Below are 19,028 nucleotides of genomic sequence, written 5' to 3' on the forward strand. Positions count from 1 at the left end.
GTCACTTAAAAATTATTTATAAAAATAATAAATTTAATATTAAGATTTATAAAACATTTAAGTATATCTTAGAAACTAAAAAAAATAAAGATATGAGTAAAGTAGTTAAGTATTACTATAGTACTCCTGTGATTAAGGGTACTATAACAGTTAATCCTATTTTAGATAAGACTGTTGTTAATAATATACAGCAGGAAAGACGTTATACTATTGCAGTTGTATTTGATGATAAAGATGCCACTATTAAATTTGGATTGGCAACTTGTCAACCTATAGATAACTTCTGTAAAGCTACGGGGCGTAAAATTGCGGAAAAGAATGCTCTAGAGAATCCATTTCATATTATCCATAATTTCTCAGGAGCTAGAAATAAATATGCAGATGAGGTTATGCATATAATGACTTCTACAGAGTATAAACTTCTTAAACGAAGCTGCCCACATCTTTTTAATTCTAAATATTTTATTAACTAATGATTGATTTTATTTTTAACGGAACCGTCGAGGTAGCTACTGAAAATAAGGACGCATTCATAAAAGATTTCAATAAGTTTTTAGAGGTACAAAAGGTAACTTTTACTGGCACTATACGAACTGTTGAGTTTGAGGACGCTGAAATTATTAATGATTAAAATATATACTGATGGGAGTTACAAACCCGCAATAGATCAAGGTGGCTATGCTTCAATAATTACTAAAGATAATAAAGTAATTAAAACTTTATATAAAGGCTATATACATACTACTAATAATAGAGTAGAATTAATGGGGGTATTATACGCTTTAAAGTATTTTAAATTACCAACAGATTTAGAAATATATTCAGATTCCAACTATATTGTTAATAGTATTAATAATAATTATATAAATAAATGAATTATTGAACAAGATAATTCAAAAAAAAATATGGATCTATGAGTCAAAATAGATAGTTTATTACATTTTCATAATGTACAGTTTTTTTGAGTAAAAGGTCATAATAATAATGAATTTAATGAACTTGCAGACTGCTATGCAAATATTGCGGCGTCTGTAATTAATCCAGAAGATGATGTTAAAGTTTAAAGTATTACTTTTAGGAAACCATTGGTATCCTAATATTAAGCATGAGTTAGGATGTATAGATGGATTTAGTAAAAAGATTAATCGTTATTTAAATATTATAGACATAGCTAAATATAATGAAATGACTATTGAGTTTGAAGAGCTGGGAGTAATCTTTGGAGGAATTAATATTATCTACTTTAATGAGGAAGATATTGTAAGATATCTTACAACAGACGATGATTTTGATCTTAGATTTATAATTAATAATCATGAGTTTACTATTTCTTCCTATCTATATTGGTTATTGGAAGATCAATTTAATTTTAACTTTAGTAAAACTAGCTATAGGATTCATATTTACTAGATAGCAGAAATGCTTTATATTTTAATTTTTTAATTATGATAATTAAACAAGAGGCTGCAGACCCTAAGAAAGTAAATGATTTTAGTAGAAAAGAATGTACGCTTAGTAAAAAAATTCAAGAACTTCTTCTTAGGCAACTTAAGCATGAATTACAAAATCATAATGCGTATATGAATTTTTCTAATTATTTTGGAGTTAGAGGATTTGTTGTACTTGAAGAATATTTTAAACAAAGAGCCGAGGAAGAATATAAACATCATTCATGGATTAGACATTATTTAAATGATAATGATGCTGAATATATTTATCCTATAATTGATCAATTCAATAAAGTAATTTCAGATATGATATCTCCATTTACTATTACCGTTGATCTTGAAATTGATACGACTAAAATGATTTATGAAATAGTAGATCAAGCTGCTGATGAAGGAGATTGAGCAACATTTAATTGATTAAATGGTCATGATGATACTACTGGTAAATTAGTTGACGAGCAGGTAGAAGAAGAGTCTATAAGTCGTACGATTAGAGATATAGCACAAACAGATGGATCATGGCTACGTAAAGAAAAGTCTATTATGAACGCATATAAAGGTGATGTGGACTAAATTAATCATAAATGATAATTACAATAAATAATACAATAAAAAATATATTTTTCGTTGGCGATATACACGGGTCGTGGAACTTAATAACATACCAAATACGTCAATATAATATTAGAAATTCCGTATTTATTTTTTGTGGTGATATTGGTATAGGATTTGAAAAGTTAGAACATTATACTAATAATGTTATTCCAGAATTACATAAAATATTAAAAAAACATAATAATATATTTATTTGGATTGCGGGAAATCATGATGATCCTAAATATTTTGAAAATCAAATAATTAATACTGATTATGTAAAATGTGTTCCAAATTATACTATAGTAAATGTATGCGATAAAAATATTTTATGTATTAGTGGCGGAATTTCTATAGATAGATCTTATAGAAAACAAAATGATTCTGTTAAAATAGTTAATTATATGAAATGGCATAATTGTGATTTTAATATAGCTGATAAAAACTGTATTAAGAGTTATTGGCCAGATGAATATGTTAAATATCGCCCAAAAGTAGAAGAACATATAGATATTATATGTACTCATTCTGCCCCTTCGTTTTGTTTTCCTACAGATAAAGGTGATATAGTTACTGATTTTGCTGCTTATGATATGGAGTTAATAAAAGATATTAATGACGAGCGTAATACTTTAGATAATATTTATGAAGATTATAAAGATGAGATTACCCACTGGTATTATGGCCATTTTCATAGAAGTAAGACTGAAATTATAAATACTATACAGTTTAAGTTACTTAGTATTGGAGAAATTTGTAAACATTATGTTAGCACAGATAATAACAATATACTGTAAAATAGTAGCTATTAAAATAAATCAATACATAGAGATAGTTGTCGAAGATTTAAATCGTATAGCTATAGATGACTTAAAATATGTTACAATAGTACAATTACCAAATTGAGATTCATTTTCTATATTTGAAATTGAAGATATTGGATATCTTCAATTTCAATATGTAGAAGGTGGTATTACTCAATGATTTAATAAAGATTCAAAAGATTTTGAAACTTATAATTATTCTAATAATTATTTTATAAGTTTCATTAAACAAAAAGATATATGTAAACAAGATAAATTTGAATTTTAATAGTATGTATACAGAATTTGGTGAAAAATTACAAAACGCAATAGAGTCCCTTGAATCACTCACATGAAAGGATAAAAACGGGACTAATATTAAACTTATGACTGCCAACGAGGAAGATATTAAAAAATGATATACTCATTGCCATGAAATGTTATTTAATGTAAGCATCTGATATCCAGGGAAATACATTATTCGTGAGAATATTCGTAAAACATGAGCTGACTGCAATACTGAATTATTTGTAAGACATCTTTTACATGAGTGTGACACTGATATAAAAACAAAAAGAGATATCTTAGACTATATAAATAAACAAAGAGAGGTATGTGAAACAAATATTCTTAATGAGCCTATCTCTATATTATTTAATGGGCTAGATCCTGTTTTTGAACAAATAATAGTAACTCGTCTTATGGATGCGTGCTTTGATAAGTTGGATGTTCTTAACAAAAAAATGATTACCGATAAATTTATTTTAGCCCAAGGAATCTGACTTACAGACGAAGAAAAAGTCGAACTCACTGAAATAGATAAAAATGGAAATACTAGAAATAGAATGGAAGTTATTAAAGAGAGACTTTGCTTAGGATCAGATATTAGACTTAGAATTTGCCCAACGGGATTATCTTTTTCTGAGTTTCGTTCATTAGTACAACTAAGTGCTTTACCTAAGATTTCTACACTTTCTACCATAGCTCTTAAAACATTACGTGATAAAGTTCTATTATTACTAGATAATGATCTTAATTATCATATAGATAAATGAAATATACTAATGTCTAATATTAAAAGAGTCGCTGAGGAAAGAAGCATTATATTACCAATATTTAATAGTAATAGAGCATAATCTATTACTATTTTTTATATACTAATGGATAGAACTGAACGACAGAAATTAAGTATAAAAAGATGGATAGATTCTGGTGGACATTCTATTGTAGAAGGCTGTACTGGATTTGGAAAAACTAGAATTGCAATAATGCTTATTCAAGCTCTATATAAACGAAATTCTATGCTTAGGGTGTTAGTTGTGGTCCCAACAGAAGTGCTAAAAGATCAATGGAATCGAGAGTTAGCTAAAAATCAACTTTTTACCATCTCCAAAGTTGAAATTATAAATACAGTTATAAAAAATATATATAACGTTGATTTATTAATTCTTGATGAAATTCATCAATTTTGTAGTCCACAAAATATTGAACTTTTTAAAGTAATTACATATAAATATGTTTTAGGTCTTACTGCAACGCTAGAGCGTTTAGATGGAAGACATAAGTTACTTACTTCTTACTTAACCGTTTGCGATACTATAACGTTAGAGGAAGCTTTAGAAAACAGATGAGTATCTAACTATAGAAATTATAAAGTCTTATTAAATGTAGATCTTACAATATATTGAGAGTATAATACTAAATTTCAACAGTTATTTTCATATTTTAACCATGATTTTAAGTTAATAATGGAATTACTTAAGTTTCCATCTAAAGCTCCTATATGAGCTAAAGCTAATGGGAAACAAGACGGAGCTGTTAGGGGGTATTTAGCGCAATTTATGCGCTATTTACGTCTAAGAAAATCATTTGTAATGTCACATCCTAAAAAGTTAGAAATAGCTAATAAGATATTAGATTATAGAGCAGATAAAAAATGTATTCTATTTACAGCAACAGTAAAGGAGGCAGAGCTTTTTAAAAGTAGAGCTTTAGTATGTCATAGTCATAGAAAGAAAAATGATAATAAACAAGTTATAGAATATTTTAATACTATATCTACTGGAAATATTATCTCTCCATCTTCTTTACGTACTGGAGTTGATATAAAAGGATTGTCTGTAGGAATAGCTTTAAGCTGTAATTCATCTAAAATATTAGGTATACAGTCCTTAGGAAGAGTTGTTAGATTTGAGAATGATAAAGTTGCAGAGTTTTTTACATTAGTTATTAAAAATAGTATTGACGAACAATGATATAATAATGCAACTAAAGATCAAAGTTATATAACTATTTCTGAGGAGCAGCTTACTACAATTCTAAATGGAAAGTCACTATCTATACGGCCTAAAAAAGGCATAGTAGATATAGAAAATAGATTTTAAATAAATAGATCTAACGTAATACGTTATGCTTACCTTTAATCGTATTATATGGAGTTAGATATTACTCTAAATATTATGACTAAATATGAGCTTACAGCTGATGAGCTGTTACTCATATACTTAACATTCATTGCCCAAACTGAAAATGGAGATCCTGAAGAACATCGTGTATATTTTAAAAGATGATACGACGGAGGAGGCAAAGAACGATTAAGAGATTTATTTAATTCTCTGAAAACTAAGGGGATTATTAAAAAAAATTATAGTCCAGATAGCTATGATCCTAATGAAATAGAGTTTAATCAAAACTTTATTAAACAATATTTTAAACTAACTGGAGAGTTAGGACGAGACTTAATGGAACATTATCCTTCAACTCTATATATTAATGGTAAATATGTAAGTCTCAAAAATATCTCCAAGAAATTTAAAGATTTACAAGAATTTTATTTTTGATATGCTTCATCTATAAATCATAGTATTACAAAGCATTCAGAAATAATAGAGATACTAGAATGAAGTAAGTCTAATGATTTAATTCATATTCCTATTATTGAATTTGTCGCCTCTTATAAATGGCAAGAATTTAAAGAATTAAAGGTTAATGGTGTTAAGGGAAACTCTAGTACTTACGATATATATGGTACAGTATAATGTTAAATGTAGACACTTTATATACTAAAATTAATGAGGGTAGACACGGTAGAAATATCGGTTTAAAGACAGGGCTTCCTAAATTAGATTGATATACTGGTGGATTTCAAAAAGGAGTATATAAATTAGTTTATGGAATATCTGGAAGCGGTAAATCAAGTTATGTAATATATAGTGATATATATCGTATACTTAAAGATTATCCAGATATTAATATAACATATGTATATTTTAGTTTAGAAATGAACGAGAGTATTTTATTATCAAAAATTTTATCATTATATTTATATGAAGAATTTAATTTAGAACTCCCATTTATGGATTTAATGTCTATTAGATCGCCTATATCCGAAGATTCTTATCAAAAAGTATTAAAAGCTAAGGAATGACTTAATTCTATTTCTAATAAGATAATTATTTTTGATAAACAATTATCTGCAGATGGATTTTATGCAGCGATGATGGAAATATTTAAAGAAAAGGGAACTTTTTCTAAAACTCCAGATGACAGAAAAACTATATATATTCCTAATGATCCAAATGCTATTATTAATGCTGTTATTGATCATGCTGGTTTATTAACTCCATCAAAAGGTAGAGATAAAAAACAGGAAATAGACCTATGTTCAGCATATACTGTAAGATTTAGAGAAGTTTGTGGTCTTTCTACTGATTTTATAATGCAGGAAAATAGAAATGCTGGTAATATAGATAGACAGAAAATGCAACTCTCAGAAACTACATTAGATGACGCTAAAGACTCAGGTAATCCAGCAAACGATAAACTATATCTTTTATGAAAACTTACCAATATTATTTGTATAATTAAAATATTATTTTTAACTTTAGTTTATTAAATTAACAAAATTAAAAATATAAAAAAGTTGAAATTAAAAAAGAAAGAATTTTAGAATTAAAAAAACAGAAGGTATCCAGTTTCTAAAATAATATAAGAGCTTGGAGTAACATATTCTGTTTTATATAAACAATGTAAAGAATATAGAATATCTTTAATATCTACTAATAGATTTGATAGTCTAAAATGATAATTTTAATAAGTTATATCAACAAGGATATAATAACTGCCAAATTTGAAATATACTAGATGTAGATCATAAAAAGATTTGAGAATATAGAGTCTCTTTAGGACTACAAAGTAATTTAAAGAAGAATTTTAAATTTATCGATGAACCACTACAGATATTTTTAGGTATAATTCTTGGAGATTCACATTTAGCGATTCCTAAAGATAGTAAAATGCACATTTTACGTTTAGATATTCGTTAACTCAGGAAGAATATTGTTTATGAAAATATAAAAAATTAAAAGAATTTTGTTTTAGACCGTGATACTCTTCATAGTATAATACTATGATTAATAAAACATATAGTGGAGTTACTGTAAAAAGTTATCAGAATAAATTATTTTTAGAGAGCTTAGATAAATTTTATCATATTGAAAATGGTAAAAAAATAAAATATATTAATTCTGATATTTTATCACAACTCACTCCTCTAGATCTAGTCATATAGTTTATGGATGACGGCTGGGGGAGAAAAAAACACTTTAGTTCTTGCTATAAATTACTTCTCTATAGAAGACTTAAATAAAATACAAAATTTCTTTTTATATAAATATCAAATCAAAGTTAATATTCATAAAAATCATATAATATATATTCCATCAAAATATTCTAAAATTTTTTACTCTTTAATAGAGCTATTTATACATGAAAATTGTAAGTATAAAATAAAACAGTTGTTTTAAAACTTCGTGAATCTGGGAATCTCCTTAATGAGGACAACCCTAATCCAAGTGTGATAGAAATATCATAAAGGATCAACGACTAGTACATACTTTCTTAACAGGCGATGCTGAAGAAAATGAAGTGCCACGAGTGCGGAGCTATAACCTATTATGTATCAACACTAAACGGTTATAGAAGAGATAGTCTAAACTATATGGTAACATATAGAATCTAAAGATAAAGAGCTTTAGAGATAATAAAATTGTGTAACATAGCTATTGCTATATATTTTCCTTTAAAATATCAACTTAAAAACTATAGAAACTATAGAATCGTTGATAATAAAGATACTGGAGAATTAGGTTTAGGCGGAGCTATAAGAGGTATTATCTTATTAAAACATAGATTTGGAAATGCTAATAAAGTATTTTGTACAGGATTTCAAGGAAGTATTGGTAAATTTATAGAATTACCAAAACCAGAAGTTATAGATTATAAGATATATCAATCTTGAAAAGATGAAAAGTTTGAAGATACAAATGAAAAAGATACAACTGTAAAAGATACAGTAGAACTAGACTGTAAAAAAATTAAATATAAATTTTAAATATGTCTATTGAATTACCAAAAAGTAAGATACCTGCAGAAACGCAAGATCCAAAACGATTAATTATCTTTTCTAAACCAAAAATAGGAAAGAGTACTGCACTAGCTAATCTACCAAACTGTCTTTGTATTGATTTAGAATCTGGTGGATATGATTACATTGATGCTTTAAAAGTAAAAATATCAACTGTAAAAGAACTAAAAGAATTATGTAAAGCAATTATGGATGCTGGAAATCCGTATAAATTTATAGCTTTAGATACAATTACTATTTTAGAAGAAATGGTTAAACCATTAGCGTTAAAATTATATCTAAATACTACTGCAGGAAATAAATTTACTGGAGACGATATTATTGACGCTCCAATGGGTGCGGGTTATCAATATATTAGAAAAGGAATGGAAATGTGTATTGATATGGTTGCAAAATGCACACCAAATATTATACTTGTTTGTCATTCTAAAGATGCGGCAATAGCTGCTACAGAACTAAATACTAAACAAATAGATTTATTAGGAAAATCTGGAAGAATCCTTGCCTCTAAATCTGATGGTATTGGATTTATGACTAGAGATGAAAATTTTAATACTATTTTATCATTTAATACAAATGATACATCTATAGAAGCTGGAGCACGTCCTGGGCATTTACGTAATAAAGAAATAGTTCTTGGAGAGATGCAAGAAGATGGTAATGTTATATATCATTGGGAGAGAATTTTTCCAAGTCTTAAGAAATAAAAATATATGTTAAAAGTATTTTTTGATTTTGATATAGATTCACAAGCTGTTTCTAACATTAAAGTAATTAGTATTTCATCTAAATATGATAATATAGATATACCAATTATAGAAGTGGGAGATAATAAATTAATTATATCTCCAAAAGCCGTAGAACTTATGTCAATTTGTTACAATGATAGAATAACAGTTAATTATCTTCAAAAAAATAATGAATTAACTATTCCTATAATAGGGAAAGCGGAAATATTTGCAGATCAAAATGCTGGTAATAAAGTGTTAAGAAATAATACTGTGTCCTTTAAAGGGGCTCAAAAAACAATTTTAACTAAGTATGGGAATTTATTTAGAATAGAAGAATATAAACCTGGAATGTTTAAAATGAGTTCAATTAATAAAATTGATCTTATTCCAACAACGTCGAACTTAGAATAAAAAACTAATAAATTAACTTTAATTTAATAATATACATGGGAATGTTTAGTATGAATAGCGTTAAAGACGCTAAGGTAGTATCTAGTAATTTTCTTCGCGCTGGTATCCACGATGTAATTTTTAAAAGTATAGATAAAGCTACAGAATATAATGCTATTGAACTTAAGTTTGAAGCTGTAGATGGTAGTGGAATACATAATGAGCGTATTTTTGAACCACGATCTGAAGAAAGAACACAAAGTCAGTATGGAATTAATCCTTCTGAGGCAGAGCAATTTATGTGCAAAATTAAGCAGATAATTGACGCTCTTGATCCAGAATTATCGCGTAAGATTGAAACTGAAGGTGATAAATTTACATCGCCAAATTTTGAAGCATTTATTGTGCTTCTTAAGAAGTATCTTGATAAAAAAGTAGGCACGCAGACTCAAATAAAGCTTGTTCCAACTACTGGAAACTATACAGGTTTCCCTGGATTTATTGCACGTATCAGTAAAGATGGAGCAATCTATATGGGAACAAAAGTTATTGGCGATGCTCTTACACTTACATCAAAAGAGAAAAATGCAATAGATACAGCGGCATCGGCCACTCCTACTGATATGAAGTCTAAAACTACGGAACTTGATGATCTACGTGAAGATTTCACAGTTAAAGAAGATTCAAGCACAAATGATGATGATTTACCATTCTAGTATATTAGCTTAATATTATAGGCGATGGAGTATATATTAGAACCTATAACAATTACTAAAGAACTAATTCTTAATAGAGTTAGCGAAGAAACATTAATGGAACATTATTTAGGAGCTCCTGTTCGTAAGGGGCTCCTAAAATCTCCATTAAGAAATGATAATAAACCGACATGTGCTTTTTTTCGTAATCCTAAGAGTGGGCGTTTAATATTTAAAGATTTTGCTGGATTTTTTATAGGAGATTTTATGTCGGTAGTAATGTATAAATTTAGTTGTACATATTCTAGAGCGCTTCAAATTATAGCAAATGATTTTGGGATAATTCATAATAAGAATCTTATAGTTAATGAGCCTCTAATTAAATACTCTAATACAAAATTTGAAGATACTACTGATGCTATTATTCAGATAGAAATAAAAAATTTTGAGCAATACGAATTAGACTGATGAGATAAATTTGGTATTAATTTACAAACTTTAAAAAAGTTTAAAGTTTTTTCTTGTAAGAATGTGTTCCTTAATAATAATATATTCTATCTTTATAAAGATAAACAACTTGTATTTGGATATTATGGAGATATTAGAGAAGGTATAGAGCGTTGAAGAATTTATTTTCCTACTAAAACAAAGTATAGATTTATATCGAATTGAAAGTCTCTTAGACTACAAGGATATCATATGCTTCCAAAAACTGGAGAATATTTAATTTTAACTAAATCTTTAAAAGATGTAATGACTTTATATAAATTTGGAATACCTGCTATTGCCCCAATCTCTGAAAATTGTTTTTTATCTGAACATCAGTATAATAGACTCAAAGAAAGATTTAAACATATATTTTTATTTTATGATAATGATCGTCCAGGACTTAGAGCTATGGTTTCAATTAAAAAGAAATTTCCTGAAGTTATTCCAATATGAATACCTTGAAAATATAAAGCTAAAGATATATCTGACTTTTATGCCAAATATAAATATGATAAGACTTTAAAATTAATTGAAGACACAAGAGAATTTATTAGAAGCAAAGGGAGAGAAGGTTAGGAATCTAAAACGCTCTAGAGCTCGCGGAATAGAATATGAACAGGTTATTGCTAAAGAGCTACGAGAATTAGGATTTCTCGGAATAAAAACTTCTAGATCTGAATCTAAAGCAATGGATGATATGAAAATAGATCTTGTAGATATAGAAAATAAACTTTTTTTCTATCCACAAATAAAAAGAACTATAAAATACCCAAACTATTTCGAGATAGAGAAGTCGTGCCCTTTAAAGGATAAGCCTTTTGTAATCTTTTGAAATTGCCAAAAACCTACAAAAAAGACATTTAGATCTGAAGGAGAGATTGTTATGCTCTCTAAAGAATTTTTTTATGAATTAATTAAAAAATATGGAAACTTGTAAAGTAGAATTTACACATGAAAATGGACAAAAAATTATTATTTGTTTTGATTTAGAAGATAATGGGTCTTTAGAATATAAACCATTTTTTGATCCTAAGATTGTAGATCCAAAGACAAATCTCGGATTAGCTGGACAATTATGTGAAATACTTCTAGAGGCATTATCTAAATATGATAAATCAGAGAATACTTCGATAAAAGATGGAAAACAAAAAAGAAAACTTAAAAGTTAGATATGACTTGACTCCCCAATATGGTATAGAGGAGGTTAATAAAGTGCTTACTAATAAGCTAATTAAGTATCAGGAAAATCAATGAAAAAAAGGTATTAAATGGTCTGAAGTACTTTCTAATCTTAAAAAGCATCTGGCTCAATTTGAGATAGGAAACGACTATACTGTAGATGGACTTTTACAGATTGGAGAAGTTGCCATGAATGCCTTAATACTCTCAGAATACTATCATATATATCCTCAAGGAGATGATAGAATAACTGCTCCTGTTAATAAGCCTATTATTGGGTGTGACCTAGATAATGTAATCTTTAACTTTACTCTTGCTTATGAATCTAAATTTGGAGTAAAGATGAGTCCATATTGAGCAGCTAATTATCAGATGGATGACCATCTAAAAGAGCTTGAGCAGGATAAGAATTTTTGGATTAATATGCCTGTACTACATAAACCATCTTTTGAAGTAGATTATTATGTTACCGCTAGAAATATTCCTGTAGAATGAATTGAGGAAAGTTTACAAAAAAATAGTTTGCCTTGTGCTCCTATAATTGCTGTTACGTGGAACGCCAGTAAGGTAGATGTTCTAAAAGAAAAAGGTATAAATGTTATGATAGATGATAAATATAAAAATTATCAGGAAATTAATAATGCTGGTATTTTTTGTTATCTTATGGATGCTCCTAATAATCGATATTATTCTGTCGGGCATCGTAGAATCTATGATTTAAATATTCCTATAAAATAGTGACTATCAATCTAAATAATATTAAACTAACTCCTAATTTAGATAGTATCCAGAGAAAGAAGTTATCTGATCAAGATTACTTCTCACATAAATACTCTGATTATATATCAAACTCAAGACTAAAATTAATTAATATAGATCAAAACGGAAGTCCTAGTAAGTACAAAGCAGGATTCACTGGAGAAACTAGTATATCATTTTCATTAGGCTCTGCTATACATGAATTATTTCTTCAGCACGATATCTTTACTCTTGGTCCTGATTTAAAAAAGCCAAGTGCTAAACTTGGATTAGTTATTGACATAATTAGAGAGCTTAGATGTCTTGGTTATACAATTAATAACTCTATAACAGAAGCGTGTCAAAGAGTCCATTACTATGAAAATAGTATAAATATATCTAAAATTAAATCTATTATTAAAGCAGGTTTTAAATATTATCAGAGCTGCAAAAGTATATTAGATGAGAATGTAATTTTAGTAGATACTCGTAGTAGAAATACTATATTAAACTGTATTAAAAATCTAAAAAACAATCATCATATTATGAATTTAGTGTTCCCTATAGATTTATTTGGAGATAAAATAGCCTCGTATAATGAAGAAGCTTTTTTTATAGATATAAAAGCTATATATAATGAGCAGTATTGTACATTAAAACTTAAGATGAAAGCCGATAACTGGACTATAGATCTATTTAATAAAATTATAGTTCTTAACGACTTAAAAACTACAGGGCATTTTATTAATAACTTTATGTCTCCTAAAGGATCTATGGAAACTTTTCATTACTCTAGACAATTTGGTATGTATTTATGAATACTTTTAAGATACTGTGAAAAAGAATATGGATATAATTCAGAAGAGTGGACGGTTAAATGTAATGTTATTGTAGTAGAAACTACAGCAAATAATAACGCCTGCGCATTTCAGATTAATAAAAACTTTCTAGAGCGTGGTCGTAAAGAATTCTGTAGATTACTAAAAACAGTAGCATATTGTGAAATGAATGATTATTCTGATGATAATATATTTATTTAAATGCGTAAATTAGAAATACAAGCTCGTTCTATGGACGAGGCTAAAATGATAGCTTTTCAATCAGGAATAACTATAATTCAAGATGTCACTAAAGATTGAAAAAAAGCAGGATGTCCATTACTTACAAGAGATATAAGTATTTTCGCAGCAGATTTTTTAGAACATAAACATATGTTTGATTTTAAAGATGCGGGTATTGTTATTACGATTAATAAGGGAGTTCCTGAAGGTCGTATGAAACCAGCTATACTTACTAGCAAACGTCGTAAAGGTCGCTGCAAACTTACTAGAATTCTAGAAATTAGAACTCAAAAAGATGATACTCTTATAGGTACGGCTAGCAATAAAACTAAAGCCATAGTTTTAGCTAAAAAGCTATTAAAAAAATGTAAAGAAAGTGTATATGGAAAAACTATATATACTTCAGCAGATATCGACTTTGAATTAAAATATACTCCACCTATTAATACTAAAATGGGACAATATATTATATTTGCAGTCGATGAAGGTGATGTGAGAATAAGTAAAAGAAAATATAGAGGATTTGAATAATTTTAATTATCAAACATATAGTAATGATAGTAGAAGAGTGGTTAAATAATAATGAATTGGCTATTACTATTTGAAAAAATAAATATAGATATAATAATGAATCTTTAGATACTTGATTTAATAGAGTATCTGGGGGCAACGATAAGATTAAACAACTTATTATTGATAAAAAGTTTTTATTTGGAGGTCGTACTCTTGCGAATAGAGGAACCAATAAAGGAAGTTTCTCAAATTGTTATTGTAGTGGTAGAGTTAATGACTCTCTTGAAGATATTATGCAGACTTCTGTAGATCTCGCTATGACATTTAAAGCGCAAGGAGGTCAAGGTTTATCTTTAACAAATATTAGACCTAAAGGTTCAAAGATTGGAGAAAACTTTGAATCTGAGGGGATAATTCCATTTATGGAAATTTTTAATACTATTACAGCATCTATATCTCAAGGAGGATGTATTAGTAAGGGGCAGAAAGTTTTAACGTCCGATGGATGGATTAATATTGAGAACTTAAAATTAGGACAAAACGTTAGAACTAAAATAGGTTATTCACCGATAATTTATATTTGAAATAAAGGAATACAAGATATATATAAAATTACAAGTTCATTGGGATATTCTATTACTACAACGTCTAGTCATAAGTTTAGCACTAATGGTTTTAATCATGTTCCTTTAAACACATTAAATGTTGGCGATATAATTAATATACATACTAATTCTAATGAAACACTTAGTACCTGTCTAGATCCCTTTTATTATTTAGTGGGATCGTTAACCGCAAATGGATATATAAGTTCTAGACAAAATAGTGGTACAATTACATTCGGAAAAAACGATTTGGGCGGGAAGACAATTATAAAGTCTTTTTTAGAAAGTTTGGGATTTAAAGTAAGAATAAGTGACCATTCAACATATTACAGAGTACATCTTTCTAAAAGTATAGTTTTATGATTATATGATAAAAATGTTTATAAGTATAAAACATTATATACAAAGCTTCCAGAATTTGTATTTACAGCATCTAAAAATCAACAGGCATCACTTATTGCTGGATATATAGACGCAAATGGATCTGTAAATAATAATTCGTTCAAAATTTGTTCCATCTCAGAAACAGTTATAGATCAACTAATTATTCTACTAAATGGTCTTGGGTTTTTTTCTTCAAAAACGTTTGAGCTGCGTACAGGAAATAGACATACGCGATATTCATTAAATACCTCAATATATAAAAAATCTTTAAAAATCCCAAGTTTAAAAATTAATAAATTTTGTAAAGACTTCTGTGAAAATAGTAGAAAATCTACTCCCTATACAATAAACTCTTTAAAAATTAATAAAAGAACTGGGCATTTAAATAAGATCTCTAAGTCTAGTAATATTGGACTATACACATACTATAAGGAGTGTAATCATTTTGATGCTTTAATTTTAGACACTATTAAAAGTATTGAGTATTTGGGAAAATCTGAAACTTTTGATATAGAGTTAAAAGAGGAACATTTATTTAATTGTCAGGGATTTTATGTATCTAACTCTCGAAAAGGAGCTCTAATGATGTCTATTGATATAGAACATCCTCAAGCAGAAGATTTTATAACTATAAAATCTGATCATAATAAGATTAATAATGCTAATTTATCAGTTGAAATAGGAGATAAATTTATGAAGGCTGTTGAAGAATACTATACCACGGGTAAAGAAATATCATATACAGTTGAAAATACCTTTAAAGGAGGTAATTCTAAAGGTTATAAAATAGTTCCTATACATTTATATAAACGTGTAATACATCAGGCTTGAGAAAATGCAGAGCCAGGAGTTATGTTTATGAACAAATTTCAGAATTATAATCTAATGGAGTATATTCCTGAATATCAAATATATACAAGTAATCCGTTGGTTGATCGGGCGGCATAATAAAGTAATTTATTATGAAAAATATTCTAAAAACGGTGAATATCCTAATAGGACAATACCGTGCTAACCAGTTATTGGGTGTGTAACGACTATAAAATAAAAAATGAGAAAAATATATAATATTAAAGAACTAACTAAATTACTTTCATATATTTCTATGGGTGAAGGAGGATTATATAGAGACAATACTACAAATTATAAATTCATTATGAATATGAAAAAAGATAATGAAGATTATATTGATTATTGTATAGATATTCTAAATAATATAGTTAGTGTAAAAAAATATGATAGAAAAGATTATAATACCGATGAGAGTAATAAAAAAGCTCAAATACGTATAGAATCTAAAGTACATCCTATGTTAACAATTATCCACGACCGAATTTATATAGATAAATATAAAGGTTTAGACCCACATACTCTTAAATTATTAGATTGGGAAAGTCTTGCAATACTATTTATGAGTGATGGTAATAATTGTTTTAAAGGTAAATATAAAAGTCAATGTATAACTTTAAATATAAAACGACTTTCATATGGAGATCAATTTTTATTAAAAAAAGTACTAAAAGAAAATTTAGATCTTGAGTGAAATATAAATAAACAAAATCAATACTATTATTTAACTCTTAGAACTAAAGATATTCCTAAATTTTTAATAAATATTAAACCATATATTTTACCATCTTTTTCTTATAAAGTTTTGAACGAATATCCCTTACAAAAGGTGATGATATAGTCTGGACTATATAGTAATATATAGAAAGAGACAGAAATGATCTCTTATACTTAAGTAATTAAGTATTAACAAATTACGGCGGAGAACAACCTTTGCCAGCAAATTTTTCATGTAATTTATCGTCAATTAATTTATCTAACTATGTAATTGATCCGTATACTTTAAAAGCTCAATTTAATATCAAACAATTAATTGAAGATATACCATATATAGTACAAGCTATGGATGCTATTATTGACGAAAATGCATATAATCATCCACTGCAATCCCAGATAGAAGCAGTTTTAAACTATAGAAATATAGGTATTGGAGTAATGGGGTTAGCGGATTGCTTAATAAAATTAGGAATTACATATGGCAGTACAAAATCTTTAACATTTGTAGATACTGTTTTTAATACTCTTTTTAGAGAAACTGTTAAAAATAGTGCTTTATTAGCAGAAAAATTAGGATCATTTCCTAAATTTAATACTAAAGTTTATGATTCTTGTATAATATGTAATCATTTTACAAATGATGAAATTGAAATACTTAAAAAAAAAGGATTAAGAAATTGCTCTTTACTAAGTATTGCTCCAACTGGATCAATAGCTTTATTATTTAACGGGGTGTCTAGTGGTGTAGAGCCTCATTTTAGACTATCCTATGTTCGTAATACTAAGTCTTTACATAAAGATCAAGAGAAATCTTATGAAATATGTGTAGATACAGTTAATGAGGCTAAAGCTCTTGGAATCAATACTACACAAGAATATTTCATAGAATCCCAACAAATAAATTGACATAACAGAATTAAATTACAAGCTGTTATGCAGAAGCATATTGATACAGCTATTAGCTCTACTATAAATTTATGTAAAAATATATCTATAGAGGAAGTAGAACAGTTATATTTATATGCATGACAGCAAGGTCTCAAAGGACTCACGATAGATGCATGTCGCCTATAGTAGTAATGCTATAGTGAAAACTTCTTAAATTGCTGGAAACTCCTAAAACCAAATAAACTACAACGTAATTAGAGATAATAAGCGTGAATGTTTGAAAATTATTTGGATAATTAAATAATAGATATCATCTTTGTATCGAAACAATTATAATAATATTATTTATCATGGACAATCAGCAGCAAAATCAAATTATTTATTCAGGGAAAACAATAAAACCTGAACATTATAACATTTTAATAAATAAATATTTACGTATGGAATTGTTATCTAGTTTATCTATAAAGTTTAAGTATAACTTAAATGAAAAATACTACCAAACATTTATCTTACTCCTATAATATTAAAAAATTGATATATAGATGATGGTTGTTTTTCTAAACAAAGTAAATACCTTAATCATAGAGGAGCTATTACTTGTAAATATAAAAATAATTATATTTTAGATCAGTTTTTTCTAAATTTAATATTAAATATTATTCCGATAAAGTCTCCTTTAGTTATTATTTTAATAATAAAAATTTAATAAAATTACTAAAATATATTGGAGAATACCCAGTAGAATGTTATAAATATAAATGAATAATTCGAGATGTTCAACGACTATAATAGAAGAGTCCTATATGGATTATGGTATAGTCTGATCTTATACGAAAGTATAAGAGGTTAGCAGAAATGACTACCCTATTACGAAAGTAATATAACAAAAATGATTCAGAGATGGCAGTAGATCTGGAATTTTAGTCACTAAAGACTCAAAAGTAGAATCTACTCCTGTTGTGTCTAGACCTATTAATATTCCAGCTAAAGTTATCAGATTCAAAAATGGATCTGAAGGATGAATTGCAGTTATTGGCCTCGTAGATAATAAACCTTATGAAATATTTACTGGTAAAGTAGATATGGATGAGTTCCCAATTCCAACAAGTATTAAAGAAGGAGCTATTATTAAAGTTAATGATATCTTTGGGAAGAGATATGATTTTGAATATACAGATACTTATGGATATACTAATAGACTTGGTGGATTATCAAGAATATTTAATCAAGAATATTGAAATTATGCTAAATTAATTTCTGCATTATTAAGAGGAGGAATTGCTCTTGATAAGATTGTTAAGATTATTGATGGTATGCATTTTGAGTCAGATACTCTAAATACATGGAAAGGCGGAGTTATAAGAGCCATTAAGATGTTTATTGAAGATGGTACTATATCTGGAGAAAAATGTCCTGATTGTGGAGAACAATTAATATATGAAGGAGGCTGCAAAGGATGTAAAGGTTGCGGATATTCCGCATGTGGATAAAGTATATACATTATAAATTATAGTTA

27 protein-coding genes and 1 pseudogene are annotated in these 19,028 nt (G+C 27.4%); all 28 read left to right on the plus strand.

From position 1 onward, the window contains the following. Positions 1–473 (plus strand): hypothetical protein (locus RR409_RS09490; protein WP_332557507.1); only part of this gene is annotated, 473 nt, incomplete at its 5' end. Then, positions 473–631: a hypothetical protein gene (locus RR409_RS09495; RefSeq protein WP_332557508.1), complete on the plus strand. Its 159-nt coding sequence runs from the start codon at positions 473–475 to the stop codon at positions 629–631. The genes RR409_RS09490 and RR409_RS09495, both read left to right, overlap by 1 nt. Beyond that, positions 624–875, plus strand: a complete 252-nt coding sequence (locus RR409_RS09500; RefSeq protein ID WP_332557509.1) for an RNase H family protein — start codon at positions 624–626, stop codon at positions 873–875. Before RR409_RS09495 ends, RR409_RS09500 begins: the two co-directional genes overlap by 8 nt. A 175-nt stretch (positions 876–1,050) precedes the next feature. Beyond that, positions 1,051–1,410, plus strand: a complete 360-nt coding sequence (locus tag RR409_RS09505; protein ID WP_332557510.1) for a hypothetical protein — start codon at positions 1,051–1,053, stop codon at positions 1,408–1,410. A gap of 35 nt (positions 1,411–1,445) precedes the next feature. Then, complete coding sequence (locus tag RR409_RS09510) at positions 1,446–1,850, plus strand: ferritin-like domain-containing protein (RefSeq protein WP_332557511.1); 405 nt, start codon at positions 1,446–1,448, stop codon at positions 1,848–1,850. A 182-nt stretch (positions 1,851–2,032) separates the two neighbouring features. Next, positions 2,033–2,839: a metallophosphoesterase gene (locus RR409_RS09515; protein ID WP_332557512.1), complete on the plus strand. Its 807-nt coding sequence runs from the start codon at positions 2,033–2,035 to the stop codon at positions 2,837–2,839. A gap of 851 nt (positions 2,840–3,690) precedes the next feature. Then, positions 3,691–3,900, plus strand: coding sequence for a hypothetical protein (locus RR409_RS09520; RefSeq protein ID WP_332557513.1), 210 nt, complete (start codon positions 3,691–3,693; stop codon positions 3,898–3,900). 105 nt (positions 3,901–4,005) lie between these two features. Beyond that, positions 4,006–4,476, plus strand: coding sequence for a DEAD/DEAH box helicase family protein (locus RR409_RS09525; RefSeq protein ID WP_332557514.1), 471 nt, complete (start codon positions 4,006–4,008; stop codon positions 4,474–4,476). A 210-nt stretch (positions 4,477–4,686) separates the two neighbouring features. After that, a complete protein-coding gene (locus RR409_RS09530) occupies positions 4,687–5,100 on the plus strand; it encodes a helicase-related protein (RefSeq protein ID WP_332557515.1) in 414 nt (137 codons plus the stop codon). Between the two features lie 1,241 nt (positions 5,101–6,341). Then, positions 6,342–6,683: a hypothetical protein gene (locus RR409_RS09535; protein ID WP_332557516.1), complete on the plus strand. Its 342-nt coding sequence runs from the start codon at positions 6,342–6,344 to the stop codon at positions 6,681–6,683. 1,209 nt (positions 6,684–7,892) lie between these two features. Then, on the plus strand, positions 7,893–8,144 hold the full coding sequence (locus tag RR409_RS09540) for a hypothetical protein (RefSeq protein WP_332557517.1): 252 nt from the start codon (positions 7,893–7,895) through the stop codon (positions 8,142–8,144). A 95-nt stretch (positions 8,145–8,239) separates the two neighbouring features. Next, positions 8,240–8,977: an AAA family ATPase gene (locus RR409_RS09545; protein ID WP_332557518.1), complete on the plus strand. Its 738-nt coding sequence runs from the start codon at positions 8,240–8,242 to the stop codon at positions 8,975–8,977. A 6-nt stretch (positions 8,978–8,983) separates the two neighbouring features. Continuing rightward, positions 8,984–9,412 carry a hypothetical protein gene (locus RR409_RS09550; RefSeq protein WP_332557519.1) on the plus strand — a complete coding sequence of 143 codons (429 nt, stop codon included), beginning with the start codon at positions 8,984–8,986 and terminating at the stop codon, positions 9,410–9,412. Positions 9,413–9,462: 50 nt separating this feature from the next. Then, a complete protein-coding gene (locus RR409_RS09555) occupies positions 9,463–10,107 on the plus strand; it encodes a hypothetical protein (protein WP_332557520.1) in 645 nt (214 codons plus the stop codon). A 24-nt stretch (positions 10,108–10,131) separates the two neighbouring features. Further along, complete coding sequence (locus RR409_RS09560; RefSeq protein ID WP_332557521.1) at positions 10,132–10,554, plus strand: hypothetical protein; 423 nt, start codon at positions 10,132–10,134, stop codon at positions 10,552–10,554. A gap of 231 nt (positions 10,555–10,785) precedes the next feature. Further along, positions 10,786–11,028, plus strand: coding sequence for a toprim domain-containing protein (locus RR409_RS09565; protein ID WP_332557522.1), 243 nt, complete (start codon positions 10,786–10,788; stop codon positions 11,026–11,028). Positions 11,029–11,104: 76 nt separating this feature from the next. Then, the gene (locus tag RR409_RS09570) at positions 11,105–11,407 is read left to right on the plus strand and encodes a hypothetical protein (RefSeq protein WP_332557523.1); all 303 of its coding nucleotides are present in this window, start codon (positions 11,105–11,107) and stop codon (positions 11,405–11,407) included. Positions 11,408–11,498: 91 nt separating this feature from the next. Beyond that, a complete protein-coding gene (locus RR409_RS09575) occupies positions 11,499–11,744 on the plus strand; it encodes a hypothetical protein (RefSeq protein ID WP_332557524.1) in 246 nt (81 codons plus the stop codon). Positions 11,745–11,838: 94 nt separating this feature from the next. Continuing rightward, complete coding sequence (locus RR409_RS09580) at positions 11,839–12,111, plus strand: hypothetical protein (protein WP_332557626.1); 273 nt, start codon at positions 11,839–11,841, stop codon at positions 12,109–12,111. Positions 12,112–12,126: 15 nt separating this feature from the next. Further along, a complete protein-coding gene (locus tag RR409_RS09585) occupies positions 12,127–12,249 on the plus strand; it encodes a hypothetical protein (RefSeq protein ID WP_332557525.1) in 123 nt (40 codons plus the stop codon). A gap of 242 nt (positions 12,250–12,491) precedes the next feature. Next, positions 12,492–13,310, plus strand: a complete 819-nt coding sequence (locus RR409_RS09590) for a hypothetical protein (RefSeq protein ID WP_332557526.1) — start codon at positions 12,492–12,494, stop codon at positions 13,308–13,310. A gap of 456 nt (positions 13,311–13,766) precedes the next feature. Beyond that, on the plus strand, positions 13,767–14,084 hold the full coding sequence (locus RR409_RS09595) for a hypothetical protein (protein WP_332557527.1): 318 nt from the start codon (positions 13,767–13,769) through the stop codon (positions 14,082–14,084). A 275-nt stretch (positions 14,085–14,359) separates the two neighbouring features. Further along, on the plus strand, positions 14,360–14,650 hold the full coding sequence (locus RR409_RS09600; RefSeq protein ID WP_332557528.1) for a hypothetical protein: 291 nt from the start codon (positions 14,360–14,362) through the stop codon (positions 14,648–14,650). An 891-nt stretch (positions 14,651–15,541) separates the two neighbouring features. Beyond that, entirely contained in the window at positions 15,542–15,886 is a 345-nt protein-coding gene (locus tag RR409_RS09605) for a hypothetical protein (protein ID WP_332557529.1), read from the plus strand. A gap of 220 nt (positions 15,887–16,106) precedes the next feature. Further along, positions 16,107–16,598, plus strand: a complete 492-nt coding sequence (locus RR409_RS09610) for a hypothetical protein (protein WP_332557530.1) — start codon at positions 16,107–16,109, stop codon at positions 16,596–16,598. A 227-nt stretch (positions 16,599–16,825) separates the two neighbouring features. After that, positions 16,826–17,527 (plus strand): annotated as a pseudogene (locus RR409_RS09615) (ribonucleoside-diphosphate reductase, adenosylcobalamin-dependent); the annotation flags it as partial. 1,067 nt (positions 17,528–18,594) lie between these two features. Then, positions 18,595–18,750: a hypothetical protein gene (locus RR409_RS09620; protein WP_332557531.1), complete on the plus strand. Its 156-nt coding sequence runs from the start codon at positions 18,595–18,597 to the stop codon at positions 18,748–18,750. A gap of 75 nt (positions 18,751–18,825) precedes the next feature. Further along, the gene (locus RR409_RS09625) at positions 18,826–19,002 is read left to right on the plus strand and encodes a hypothetical protein (RefSeq protein ID WP_332557532.1); all 177 of its coding nucleotides are present in this window, start codon (positions 18,826–18,828) and stop codon (positions 19,000–19,002) included. Positions 19,003–19,028: the final 26 nt, after the last annotated feature.

This window comes from Clostridium sp., from assembly GCF_036642255.1.
In the GTDB taxonomy this organism is placed as follows: domain Bacteria; phylum Bacillota; class Clostridia; order Clostridiales; family Clostridiaceae; genus Clostridium_J.